10 protein-coding genes and 2 pseudogenes are annotated in these 12,025 nt (G+C 61.4%); 7 read left to right on the top strand and 5 right to left on the bottom strand.

Going from position 1 to position 12,025, the window contains the following annotated elements:
• Positions 1-27: 27 nt before the first annotated feature.
• Positions 28-1,194 (bottom strand): ROK family transcriptional regulator, encoded by a 1,167-nt coding sequence (locus LRP59_RS02375; protein ID WP_002520965.1) that lies wholly within the window; start codon positions 1,192-1,194, stop codon positions 28-30.
• 440 nt (positions 1,195-1,634) lie between these two features.
• Here LRP59_RS02375 and LRP59_RS02380 point away from each other — a divergent pair.
• From LRP59_RS02380 to LRP59_RS12070, 6 genes and pseudogenes are all read left to right on the top strand, one after another.
• A pseudogene (locus LRP59_RS02380) lies at positions 1,635-2,954 on the top strand (carbohydrate ABC transporter substrate-binding protein).
• A gap of 100 nt (positions 2,955-3,054) precedes the next feature.
• The gene (locus LRP59_RS02385) at positions 3,055-3,936 is read left to right on the top strand and encodes a carbohydrate ABC transporter permease (protein ID WP_002512793.1); all 882 of its coding nucleotides are present in this window, start codon (positions 3,055-3,057) and stop codon (positions 3,934-3,936) included.
• The gene (locus LRP59_RS02390) at positions 3,933-4,814 is read left to right on the top strand and encodes a carbohydrate ABC transporter permease (protein WP_002520968.1); all 882 of its coding nucleotides are present in this window, start codon (positions 3,933-3,935) and stop codon (positions 4,812-4,814) included. The genes LRP59_RS02385 and LRP59_RS02390 overlap by 4 nt, the downstream gene beginning before the upstream one ends.
• Positions 4,815-4,842: 28 nt before the next feature.
• Positions 4,843-5,007 carry a DUF6903 family protein gene (locus tag LRP59_RS02395; RefSeq protein ID WP_002520969.1) on the top strand — a complete coding sequence of 55 codons (165 nt, stop codon included), beginning with the start codon at positions 4,843-4,845 and terminating at the stop codon, positions 5,005-5,007.
• Positions 5,008-5,056: 49 nt separating this feature from the next.
• Positions 5,057-6,073 (top strand): annotated as a pseudogene (locus LRP59_RS02400) (LacI family DNA-binding transcriptional regulator).
• Complete coding sequence (locus tag LRP59_RS12070; RefSeq protein WP_014604294.1) at positions 6,063-8,273, top strand: glycosyl hydrolase family 95 catalytic domain-containing protein; 2,211 nt, start codon at positions 6,063-6,065, stop codon at positions 8,271-8,273. Before LRP59_RS02400 ends, LRP59_RS12070 begins: the two are co-directional and overlap by 11 nt.
• Here the strand turns inward: LRP59_RS12070 and LRP59_RS02415 are convergent.
• The 4 genes from LRP59_RS02415 to LRP59_RS02430 all read right to left on the bottom strand — a co-directional run bounded on the left by LRP59_RS02415 (position 8,212) and on the right by LRP59_RS02430 (position 10,753).
• Positions 8,212-8,811, bottom strand: a complete 600-nt coding sequence (locus LRP59_RS02415) for an RICIN domain-containing protein (protein WP_074025667.1) — start codon at positions 8,809-8,811, stop codon at positions 8,212-8,214. The genes LRP59_RS12070 and LRP59_RS02415 overlap by 62 nt on opposite strands.
• Positions 8,808-9,686: a hypothetical protein gene (locus LRP59_RS02420; protein ID WP_002512800.1), complete on the bottom strand. Its 879-nt coding sequence runs from the start codon at positions 9,684-9,686 to the stop codon at positions 8,808-8,810. Before LRP59_RS02420 ends, LRP59_RS02415 begins: the two co-directional genes overlap by 4 nt.
• A gap of 176 nt (positions 9,687-9,862) precedes the next feature.
• Positions 9,863-10,234 (bottom strand): hypothetical protein, encoded by a 372-nt coding sequence (locus LRP59_RS02425; RefSeq protein WP_002512801.1) that lies wholly within the window; start codon positions 10,232-10,234, stop codon positions 9,863-9,865.
• A 339-nt stretch (positions 10,235-10,573) separates the two neighbouring features.
• A complete protein-coding gene (locus LRP59_RS02430) occupies positions 10,574-10,753 on the bottom strand; it encodes a hypothetical protein (RefSeq protein WP_002520973.1) in 180 nt (59 codons plus the stop codon).
• Positions 10,754-10,758: 5 nt separating this feature from the next.
• On the opposite strand from LRP59_RS02430, the gene LRP59_RS02435 reads away from it, so the two are divergent.
• Positions 10,759-11,991, top strand: a complete 1,233-nt coding sequence (locus LRP59_RS02435) for a 6-phosphofructokinase (protein WP_002512803.1) — start codon at positions 10,759-10,761, stop codon at positions 11,989-11,991.
• Positions 11,992-12,025 lie beyond the last annotated feature (34 nt).

A 12,025-nucleotide genomic window follows, 5' to 3' on the forward strand; every position in this document is an offset into this window, starting at 1 on the left:
GTGCTTGGGGAAGAGGGGGTGATGGCGTCAGCATCGAGGAACGGATAAAGGGTTGGCGAATACACTGTCTAGGGCCGTCAGGGCAGCCCCATGGGCGGAAGAGACCATGCCGAGTTGTGCACCGGCGAGCAGCGCACCCGCGCCTGGATCCAGTCGGCGGGCGGTCAGATCGGCTGCTATCGGCGGAATGAGGAAGTCAGTGAACCAGCTGAAGTAGCCGCCCAGGACGACCACACGGGGATTGAGCATGTCGATGACCACGCTGAGGCCCTCGGCCAGGCTGGTAGCCAGGTTATCGAGGGCATTGAGGACCTGCTGGTCCCCACGGGTTGCACGATCCTGAATTTGGATGAGTAACCGGTCGATAGGTTGGGCGTCCAGTCGGTCCCCGGTATGCGCCAGGAACTCGGGTAGGCCGACGCGCGCCTCCCAACAGCCTGTGCGGCCACAGTGGCAGGGTAGGTTGCGGGGGTCGAGGTGCAGGTGCCCGACTTCTCCGGAAAATCCCGACCAGCCGCGCATCAGCTGGCCAGCCGCGATGATACCAGCGCCGACGCCGATGTCCCCGGACAGGTAGACCAGGTCCCGTACGTCGGAGTCTTCATATCTGCGGTACTCGGCGACCGCTGCGAGTTTCGCGTCGTTCTCCACCTGCAAGCTGATGTCGGCGTCCAGTCGCTGGAGCAGCTGTGAACGCAAAGGGACGTCGCGCCAACCGAGGTTCGAAGCCAGGTGGACGGTACCTGCGGGCTGCTTGATCACACCCGGCGCGGACACCATGACCTGGGCCACGTGCCGTCGTGCGCTATGGAGTTGTTCCAAGGTATCCCGCATGATCCCGGCAACTTCGTCGAGGACATCGGAGATGGGTAGCGAAGCCACGTCGAATGGCTGAGCCCGGTCGTATAGCACTGTCCCGCACAGGTCTACAACACACACGGCGAGGTACTCGGCGTTGATCTCCAGCCCGACACCGCACACACGCGCACCTTCTAGCGTAAGCATGGTGCCGGGGCGCCCCACTGTGCCGTTGCGGTCCGGGCTTCCCTCGCGCACGAGCCCCCTCGCCGCCAGCTCGGCGGCCAGGTTGGTGATGCTGGCCTTGGACAGATGGGTCCTTCGGGATAACTCCGCGCGGGAGATCGGTTCTGATCGCAGGGCTCCAAGTAGGAGGGCAAGATTAATCGTCCTCATCGTGCCATGATCGATGCGTTCCGCACCCACTACTGCTGAATGCATGTCCCCCTCCCTCTGCCGTCCTATCTCGGTAGGGTACCTGCCGGAGTGACTGACAAATCGCTTAGCTCGACTGGCGCTTCCTGTCGGATGTGGCAAGTTGATAGATCGCTGAGGTGATGCTCGGTGATGCCATCACTACCACACACAATCTTGCGGTCCGGAATGGTCTCAAAGCTTTCACCGATGGCGGCTGCGTCACCTCTCACCGGAGAGGGGGTAGAGCAGCATCAATGCCATAATCTCGGCGATCTCTGAGAACTCATGACATCGATAACATCTCGTGCCAAACTACTGAATGACAGGGAGCGCAGGGTCACAGCGGGGTGACCCGAGCACTCGTTATGCCTTCTGTCCGCGCGAGAGGACTTCCCATGCAACTCACTAGACGAGCCCTTATGGTCGGCCTGGCTGCCTCCGCGGCTACTGTCCCCCTAGCCGCCTGCTCTCCGGGTTCGAGAACCACGGCGTCTACCTCGGGTGGTGCGGGGAAGGCCAGCGGGGTTATTAAGGTCGCCGCTTTCGAGAATGCTTACGGCGCAGCCATCTACAAGCAGGTCGCCGAAGCCTTCGAGAAGGCCACTGGTGCCAAAGTCGAGCTCACCGTCAGTAAGACCATCGATCAGGAGTTGACGCCGCAGGTGGCGGCAGGCAACTTTCCGGATGTCGTGTTTATGGGTGTGGGTGGCAAAACTGGTTTCACTGACAAATTTGTGCAGAACAAGTCGCTGGAACCACTTAACGACATTCTCAAGATCACTAACAAAGGCGAGACCACGACCGTCGGCGACAAACTCCTGCCGGGTATGGTGGGTAACCTCACCACCAATCCTTATGATGACGACCGGCTGATGCTGGCGCCGACGTTCATGGCCCCGGCTGGACTGGTTTACAACAAGACCCTCTTCACAAAGAATGGTTGGACGTTACCGGCTACCTGGGACGAGTTCTTCGCTCTGGGTGACGAAGTTAAGGCGAAGGGCATATCGCTGTTCACTTACCCGACGGCCGGATATTTTGACACCTTCTTCTTTGCGCTGCTGTCGAGCATCGGCGGTGATGACTACTTCAAGAAGGTGATGAGCTACGAGAAGAACATCTGGACGGGCAGTGAAGCTACCCAAGTGCTCAACCTCGTCGGCAAGCTCCTGACGTAGTACACCCTGCCGCAGACGGTCGGTTACGCGAACAACCAGGATTACACCAAGAACCAGGCAGCCCTCATGGTGGACAAGGCGCTCTTCTGCCCTGACGGTTCCTGGGTGGCGGGGGAGATGAAAGACGCTCCGCGCAGCGCAGGCTTCGCGTGGGGGCTCACGACAGTGCCGGCCATGAAGAAGGAAGACCGGCACCTCACTAGCTTTATCGAGAGTGTGTGGATCCCCAGTGGCGCGAAGAATAAGGCCTCGGCGAAAACCTTCATCGCCTGGCTCTACTCCGACAAGGCCACTGACTTATTCGCCAAGGCTGGTGCAGCAATGCCTACCAAGACCGGAACAAAGGGCCTGCTGGCCGAAGTGGCACCCTTCTATACCGTCTACGACGAGCCAGGCCTCAAGTCGACCATCGGTGGATTCAAGTCCGCCAAGGCCGTACCCGGCATCGACATTAAAACCGCGCTGCTCGACTCGGTGGACTCCGTGGCTAGTGGAAAACTGTCGGTCAAGGACTGGCAGGCGAAGGTCAACGAGGCCAGCAACAAGCTGGGCGGTTACTGACCCCTGATTCCTCTGTGTTGATCATGGATGAATCGAGACTGTCTTGACTCTTCCCATAACGACTGTTCCAGCCGGTCGCCGGGCCCGTCGCCGCACGCCTATGGGCGGTGCCGGCCCCTTCGCTGCATTGTGCATTCTGCCGGCGCTGGTCCTTTATGTACTTTTCCTCGTCTATCCGACGCTCAACGTATTTCGTATGTCGTTGTTCGACTGGAATGGGCTGGGAAATGCCCCTAGCTTCATCGGGCTGGACAACTTCGCCGCCCTTGTTCACGATCCCACTTTCGTCCGGGCGTTTGAGAACACATTGTTTATCCTCGTCGTAGTGACGATTGTGACCATTTGCAGTTCCATCTTTATCGCGGCGGTCCTTACCCGGGAGACCTTGGTGGGAGCTGGCTGGTACCGGTTTGTGCTCTACCTGCCGTCGGTGCTGTCCATCGTCGTCGTGGCAGCCATCTTCTCGGCAGTTTTCGATCAAAACAACGGACTGGTGAACGGCCTCCTGCAAGCGCTGGGACTGGGACACGGGCCAGTCTGGCTCGGCGATCAGAACGTGGTCATGTACTCCGTTGCCATCGCCATGGTCTGGCAATCGCTCGGCTACTACGTGGTGCTCTACATGGCCGGCATGTCGTCGGTGCCAGTCGAGATCTACGAATCGGCCTCGCTGGATGGTGCCGGGCGGATGACTCAGTTGGGATCGATCACCATTCCCCTGATTTGGAGCAACATCCGCACCACCCTCACCTTCTTCGTGCTGAGTTCGGTGAATCTCGCCTTCGTGCTGGTCAAGGCTCTGACTGATGGCGGGCCTAATGGTAGCTCGGAGGTGCTGCTCAACTACATGTATAAGCAGGCGTTCACTAACTCAGCTTATGGTTACGGTATGGCGATTGGTGTGGTGACGTTCCTGTTCTCGTTCCTCGTCGCGATGCTGATCAGCCACGTGACTCGCAGAGAAGTCCTTCAGTACTCATGAGCGCCGTCCCGACCCCCTTGCGTGCCGACCGGCGCTACCGACTGGCCGCCCACGCCCTTCTAGTGGTCATCAGCATTCTCGTCATCGTCCCGGTGGCCTGGGTCGTCATGGCCGCCTTCAAGACGAAGCCCGAATTCTTCGGCAGTCCGTGGCGGCTGCCCGACGGACTGCACTGGCAGAACTTCGTCGACGCCTTCGTCACCGCCAAGATGGGCATCTACTTTACGGATTCACTATTCGTGACCGTGCTTGGTCTGGTCTTCTCACTGGCCGTCGCAATCCCTGCAGCCTACGCTATCGCTCGTGTCCCCTTCCGAGGACGGGCGCTGGTAGAGGGCTTCCTCATGGCCGGCCTGTTCATTAACGTCAACTACATCGTCGTCCCGATTTTCCTCATGTTGTTGGGCTGGGATAAGGCGCTGGCATCCTGGCTGCCGAACGGCTTCTTCATCGACAACCTCGCGGTGCTGGCTCTGGTCTATGCTGCCACCAGCCTGCCGTTCACTATCTACCTGCTAGTCTCGTTTTTTCGCACCATCCCTGCGATCTACGAGGAGGCCGCAGCACTGGATGGGTCGAGCAGACTGCGCACAATGCTGTCGATCATGGTGCCGATAGCACGCCCAGCCATCTCCACGGTGATCCTGTTCAACTTCCTGAGCTTCTGGAACGACTTCATCATCTCTCTCACCCTCATCCCCGGAGAGCATAAGACCTTGCAAGTCGGTCTGTTGAACCTGTTCCAGGCTCAGCGGGCGGCCGCCGACTATGGTCGCCTATACGCCGGCATGGTCATCGTGATGGTTCCAGTGCTTTTGCTCTATGCGATCATCCAAAAGCGGTTAGTCACCGGCATCGGTGGCGGCGGACTCAAGTGAGAGGAACTGGTAATCCGTGTCTGACAAAATGTCTCAAGTGCTTGGGTGGCTGGCGCTTGCGCTGGTACTGGGCGCATGCGTCGTCGTCATGGTGGCGATGCGTACCACGGGATGGGTCCAGGCAGGAATCATGGCTCTTGCCCTGGGCGTCGTCATCGCCGTGCTCGGTGTCTACAACCGCCGATACGTGTGACATGTCCGCGAGCGGCTTCTCCTCGCCTCTGACCGGTAGGGCACCGACAATGGCCGACGTGGCCAAGAGGGCTGCCGTGTCTCCCCAAACGGTGTCGCGGGTGGTTCGAGGCCAAACGAACGTATCCGAGGTAACCCGACTCAAGGTGGAATTGGCGATCGACGAATTGGGCTACCGGCGCACTGGCATCGCTCGAGCGCTGGTGACCGGGCACACGATGACGTTAGGGGTCCTGACCCAGGGCTCGGTCGCTTACTCCCGTGCTGCCTACGTGGCCGCTATGACGTCGGCCGCCCGCCGCCACGGATATTACGTGGCCGCAGCGTCGGTGACATCGACTGTCCCCGAAGCGGTGTGTCAGAGCATCGAACACCTGCGTCAGCAGGGAGTCGACGGTATCGTCGTGGCGGTCCCGGTCTATGACGTCGATGCTCTCGCGCAAGCGGCAAGAGGGCTACCTGCTGTCGTATTTGGTGGCTCCTCGAGCGAGGCGGTGCCGGATGACTTCTCGGACGGCACTGGGCACCACGCGGTGTGCATCGACCAGGAGCGGATAGGCGTACTAGCCACGGAGCACCTGCTGGAACTTGGGCACGACACCGTATGGCACGTTGCCGGACCCAGCACTTGGGCCGACGCGTCGGGCCGTCAGGCGGGCTGGGCGGCGACGCTGGCCGAGCACGGGTGCCCCGAGCCGCCGGTGCTCATCGGTGACTGGAGTGCCGAGTCTGGCTGGAGGCTCGGAACATTGCTGGCTCGAATGGAGGAGGTAACGGCTATCTTCGCGGCGAGCGACGACATGGCGTTCGGGATTCTGCGCGCCCTGGTTGATCGAGGCCGACGTGTACCCGAGGATGTGTCGGTGGTCGGCACCGACGATGTGCCGCTGGCTGCTTTTGCCCCGGTCGCACTGACCACGGTGCGCCAGCCCTTCTAGGATCTTGGGACCGCCGCTATCGATCTGCTTGTCGACATGGTCGAACGACCCGACCGAGAGCACCACGGCGTGTTGATGGAGCCGGAACTGGTGCTGAGATCATCGACTGCGCCGTGTCATGCTGGCTGAGTCATGGCGCCTGCACTATCGCTCACCTGCAGCGGAGTGGGAAGCTTACGGGTTGCCGATCGGTAACGGTCGCCTTGGGGCCGTCCTACGGGGGGACATCGCACATGACGTGGTGCAGTTCAACGAGAACAGTTTGTGGGCGGGGTCCAACAACTACGACAACGGTCTGTGCGGTGTCGCTGACGACGTTTTCGACACCTCGATGCACGGTTTCGGGCGTTACCTCGATTTCGGTCGAGTGACGATCAGCTTCGCCGGTCTCGAGGAGTCGACCGTTAGTGGCTACGAGCGCGGACTGGACCTGCGCCGTGCCGTGGCGCATACCTGTTTCGATGCTGGTGGCGTGCGGCACCAACGTTCGGCCTTCGCGAGTCGTGAGGCAGACGTCATCGTGCTGCGGTATTCGGCATCGGCACCTTTCGGGTGCACGGTGAGACTCGAATCGGCGCAGGGGGTGCCTTCGCGAGTAGCTGGCGACACATCCGTTGTCTTCGATGGTGTACTGGGCAACGGGCTGCGTTACTGTGCGAGCTTGGTCGTCCTGGAGTGCGATGGCCGGTCGATTGCCCATGGCGATCGAATTGTCGTCGCGGACGCGACTACATTGGCGCTCGTCCTTGACGCCGGTACCGACTATGCGTTGAGTGCCGTAGCGGGGTGGCGTGGCGTTAACCCGCGGCCGGTCGTCGACGAACGAATCTGCTCGGCCATGGCCCTGGGATGGGGGCGGCTGCACGACGCTCATGTCACTAACTTCTCAGCGGTGATGGACCGGTGTCGCTTGCGCTGGGGTCGTTCCGTCCCAGAACTCGACGCGCAGCCCACTGACGAACGGCTGCGACGCTATCGCGACGGGGCCGCCGACGTGGGCTTGGAACAGCTCGCTGTCGTGCTGGGTCGCTACTTGCTCGTGTCTTCGTCGCGGGCGGAGGGGCTGCCGGCCAATCTGCAAGGCCTGTGGAATGACAGCAACGATCCTGCTTGGGGTAGTGACTACCACACGAACATCAATGTTCAGATGAACTACTGGGGCGCGGAGGTAACCGGCCAGAGCGAGGAGCATATGGCCTTGCTGAACTTCGTGGAGGAGGTGGCTGTCCCTAGCCGTTCCGCTACCCGGGCGATGTGTGGCCCCGATGTCCCCGGCTGGACGGCACGCACGTCCCAGAGCCCGCTGGGGGGCAATGGGTGGAAACCCAATACCATGGCGAGTGCCTGGTACGCCCACCACGTCTACGAGCACTGGGCCTTTACTCGCGATGACGAGTGGCTACGCACTCGGGGTCTGCCGATGCTAGCTGAGATCTGTCGTTTCTGGGAGCACCAGCTAGTGGAACGTGACGACGGGATGATCGTCGCGCCGGCAGGATGGTCGCCCGAGCACGGCCCACGCGAGGACGGGGTAGCCTACGACCAGCAGATCGTATGGGATCTGTTCACCAACCTGCTGGAGTGTTCGCGGGCCTTGGGCGTCGAGGACGACCTCTACTATCGGGTGGAGCGCCTGCGAGACCGGCTGGCGCCCAACCAGGTGGGCTGCTGGGGCCAACTGCAGGAGTGGCAGGACGACCGGGACGATCCCACCGAGCTGCATCGCCACACCTCGCATCTTTTCGCCGTCTATCCCGGGCGCCAGATAACCACAGACACACCCGAGCTGCAGGCGGCTGCGCTGGTGTCCCTGAAGGCGCGCTGTGGGGAACCTCCGCCGGTGGTGGGTGCACCTACCGCGGCACCATTTCGCGCTGAGATGGTAGTAGGCGACAGCCGACGCTCATGGACGTGGCCTTGGCGTGCCGCGCTCTTTGCCCGCCTCGGGGACGGATACCGGGCTGGCGAGATGGTACGCGGGTTGCTGACCTACAACATGCTGCCGAACCTGTGGACCACCCATCCGCCCTTTCAAGTGGACGGCAACCTAGGGCTGGTAGGGGCCGTCGCGGAGATGCTGTTGCAGAGCCACGACGGTCGGATTCGCTTGCTTCCCGCTCTGCCACCGGCATGGGAGGCGGAGGGCGAGGTGATCGGTCTGCGGGCTCGCGGCGGCTATCGCGTCTCAATGCAGTGGCGCGACGGCTGGGTTACCTGGTTCGAGATCGTGGCAGACCGTGGCCATGCTGAAGACGTCATCATCGTGGTCAACGGGCGCGAACACTGGATCCGCCCTGATAAACGCCGACCGTGGTCACGGCACCTGTAATCCTACCGTCGGGCGAGAGCGTCGCCCCGTCGGGCAGCCCTGTGGCAGTGAAGTGCACGGGCAAGCCACGCGAATCGGTGGCGGTCATTCGGGAGGTTACCGGCTGGCCCTTATCGCTGCGCATTTGTCCCGCTGTCAGCTGGGTCACCACATCAGGGGCCTGTCCCATGGCTTTTACCCTGAGCACCTGCTCGGCTTCAGTGCGTCCGGCGCCGACTGTCGAACCGCTGCGGTCGGTCCATGAGCGCACCGGGGTGAGATCGGCGCCGTGCGCGCCCAGCGAGAGTGCCGTCTGCGTGTAGCGGTTTACTACGCGCATGTGGCCATCGGGTACCCCGTCTTTGCTGCGCGTGGGGATTACCCACCACTGCTGCCCGAGGGCAGCCGGTCCTTCGGTTACGAGACCTGTTGCCTGTGGACGCACACCCCATGCTCGGTGAGCTGGGTGGGCCGAATCGACGCCTAGGGCTGCGCCCGTGGCGAGGTTCTGGATCCGGTACGAACCATCGCCGACGGCGACGAACTGCCACTGCTTCAGGGCGACGGCATGAGCAACCTGTTTTTATAGGGCCAGCGCTGGGCTGTGGTGGCTGTGCCATCGGCCACCTGCCCGAGCGCCAAGCCGGCGTTGCTCTCTATCCGCATCGCCCGTGAGGTGCGCACCATATTGGCTTGGGGCAGGTTGCCGCCGATCGTGAGCTCGCTGTACTCCCCATCGGAAGTGGAACAGGCGATTGAACAATAGGAGCGCATTGTGCGGCCGACGACCATCGAGTCCGTGCGGTTGCCATTATCGAGGAACCAGCGATACCACGTGCCGGAATCACCTATCAGACGCCACTTCTGTGTGGCCAGATTGTCGGTCATGTAGTAGTGCTGGGGAGCGGTGCCATTGACCACCTCAGGAGCACCGATGTATGTGCCTAAGTGGGCATCCCAAGTGATGTTCATGATGAACAGGTCGGACTTGACAGGCAGGGTATCGGCCGCGACCTGCTCTTCGACGTTGCCCGGTGCGGTGGGTTTGTAATCCCTGTCCACCGGCGTGTAGCCGAGTGGCGCGTCCGGTGTAACCGGGACCAAGTTGCTCTCCCTGCCGCCAATGCCTGGCTGGCTCCATGCACCACCGAACCACTTGTGCCATGTTCCAGGCGCCATCTTGCCTGACATGGGTGCGCGGGCAACGTGGGAGAGCCCTACGTTGGAGCCGCCGGCGCCCCTCTTCGGAATCACCCGCGATCCGTAATACACGTAGAAGTAGCCCGATGCTTGGTCGACGAACAACCGCGGGTCGCCGTCACTGTAGTTGTACCTTTGTTGACCGAACGCGTCGGTGTCCCCGCGCGTCGTGCTCCACGGCGAGGTGAGCACGTGGCCGGTGATGGTCCACGTCTTACCCTGGTCGTGTGACACAGCGTGATCGATCGCGTCGTAGTGCAGGTTGTCGCCGAAAGGGCGTGGGGTGAACTCGTTGTGTACTAGGCCATGCCAATCGCCGGTGTCGGGGTCTGCCCACCAGCCGACTAAGTCGCCATAGTTCGGCTGCGAATAGTTAGTGGGTTGCGGTGCCAGCGTCGCTTCCTTGCCAGTTACCGAGTTATTGCAGCGCCACGGGTGTCATCGTTGCGGTCCTGGGGATTGGCTGGGTTAGTAGCCGTATTGAGGTCCTTATCGGGTATTAGGTCATCGAAGGTGTTCCCCGTTAGGAAGGCCCATTCGCGCACGTCGTTGGCGCCGTAAAGGGCCGCAGATTGTTGCACGTGGAAGGAGCCATCCTTGTCGATGAGCCCGGCTCCGGGCGTATCGGTTGGGTAGCGATAGCTGGCGGTGGGACCCACCTGCACGGAAGGTTTGGTTGATGGGGGATAGGGCTGAGTGGCCGTAGCGGTTAGTGGCATAGTTCCGCTAATCGTGGCGATGAAGGCGAGTCCCAGAGCGGTTCGCAATCGCAACGTGTTCATGACTTCTCCTCGTTGAGAGCCGGTGGCTGGTGCCGGGTCCACAAGACCAGTGGCACCGTTTCGTTCGCACTGTGAACGAATATGGCATAGCCACTAATGGCTGTCAATAGGTGAGAATGCACCAGTCCGGTTGGATTACGGACCGTCGACGATACGGGTCGTCGGTGGTGGGGAACGTCTGCCTCGGAGCAGTTCCGGGTCAGATCGGTTTTGGCTACTGGATGTCTCAAGGTGAAGGCGTTGAACCTCGAGAATATGGCTCTTCACGGATAGAGGTGTCTATAACTGTGCGGTCGCAGCGGCGGAACCATCCATCAATGACCTATGCAGCAGGGCATGTCACGCCGGGGCGAGGCTCCCATCAGTGACCGTCAGATCAAAGCCGCCACCCATGCGCTCCGCCTTATCGGTACTCCGTAAGCCGACGACGAGTGGCGCCTCCACCCAGCGGATTATCTGACCGAGGCCCCGTCCCACCGGCGCTGTGGCAATCCTGCCGGGTAGGGCGCCAGCTGCCACGACGAATGGCAGTCGTCACAGTGACGCACATGATTGCCACAGTGGACCGCAGTGTTGTCGGCGCCATCCATGGAAGGATAGGTACCACCCGACACAGATCAGGAGTCGTCATGTCCAGAAAGAAGAAGGTCGGCATCCTCACCGCAGGCGGTGATTGCCCCGGGCTCAACGCCGCTATCCGCGGATTTGGCAAGGCTGCCATCCGCCAGCACGACATGGAGCTCATCGGTATTCAGGACGGCTTTCTTGGATTGGCGGGAAACCGCACCATCTCCCTTGGCCCGCGTGCCCTCTCAGGCATCCTGACGGTCGGCGGGACCATCCTGGGAACTAGCCGTGACAAGGTCAATCACATGATTATCGACGGCGAGGAACGGGATATGGTGCCCACCATCGTCGAGAATTACGAGAAGCTGGGGCTTGACGCTTTGGTGACTTTGGGCGGTGGTGGCACCGCCAAGAACGCGTACAAGCTCGCTAAGGCCGGGCTGAACGTCCTGCATCTGCCCAAGACGATTGACAACGACATCGTCGGAACCGACGACTCCTTCGGGTTTTCGACAGCACTGGAGATTGCCACGGAGGCCATCGACCGGCTGCACTCCACCGCCCATTCCCACCACCGCATCATTCTCGCTGAGATCATGGGCCACCGTGCCGGGTGGTTGGCCCTCGGTTCGGGCATCGCTGGTGGTGCTGATGTCATCCTGCTGCCCGAGGTGCCCTACAAGCTGGACTCCATCGTCCAGGCGGTGGAAAACCGACAAAAGCAGGGGTTGAACTTCTCGGTCATCGCGGTGGCTGAGGGAGCTCGCGATGAGGCTGATTCGGCCGCGATGGCCGGAGCTCAGGCCCTCGTTGACGCTTCCAAGACCCCTGAGACAAAGGCGGCTGCCAAGAAGGCCAAGAAGGACCTTGAGCATTCCATGCGCGACAATACCCTCAAATTGGCTACTCAGCTTGAGGAGGCCACCGGGCTGGAATCGCGAGTCTCGATCCTGGGCTATGTGCAGCGCGGTGGTATCCCGTGCGCCCACGACCGTCTGCTCGCGACCCGGCTGGGAACCATGGGTGCCAAGCTCGTTGACGACGGTGAGTTCGGCATCATGGTCGCCGCTCAGGGCGGAGACGCCACGACCGTTGCGTTGAAAGACGTCGCTGGCAAGGTTAAATACGTACCTGCCGACCACCCATGGGTTAAGGCGGCCCGTCAGGTCGGAACCGGTCTAGGCGACTGAGGTTCTGCCCCTAATCCCCCTCAAGGGCATCCGT

This window comes from Cutibacterium sp. 37298 (assembly GCF_023838685.1).
Classification (GTDB): Bacteria; Actinomycetota; Actinomycetes; order Propionibacteriales; family Propionibacteriaceae; genus Cutibacterium; species Cutibacterium acnes.

What these genes read in the sequence shown, in the direction of transcription:
- LRP59_RS02375 (WP_002520965.1), bottom strand. Translation starts at nt 1,194, where the DNA reads ATGAGGACGATTAATCTTGCCCTCCTACTTGGAGCCCTGCGATCAGAA.
- LRP59_RS02425 (WP_002512801.1), bottom strand. Translation starts at nt 10,234, where the DNA reads ATGAACACGTTGCGATTGCGAACCGCTCTGGGACTCGCCTTCATCGCC.
- LRP59_RS02390 (WP_002520968.1), top strand. Translation starts at nt 3,933, where the DNA reads ATGAGCGCCGTCCCGACCCCCTTGCGTGCCGACCGGCGCTACCGACTG.
- LRP59_RS12070 (WP_014604294.1), top strand. Translation starts at nt 6,063, where the DNA reads ATGCTGGCTGAGTCATGGCGCCTGCACTATCGCTCACCTGCAGCGGAG.
- LRP59_RS02395 (WP_002520969.1), top strand. Translation starts at nt 4,843, where the DNA reads ATGTCTCAAGTGCTTGGGTGGCTGGCGCTTGCGCTGGTACTGGGCGCA.
- LRP59_RS02385 (WP_002512793.1), top strand. Translation starts at nt 3,055, where the DNA reads ATGGGCGGTGCCGGCCCCTTCGCTGCATTGTGCATTCTGCCGGCGCTG.
- LRP59_RS02435 (WP_002512803.1), top strand. Translation starts at nt 10,759, where the DNA reads ATGGCAGTCGTCACAGTGACGCACATGATTGCCACAGTGGACCGCAGT.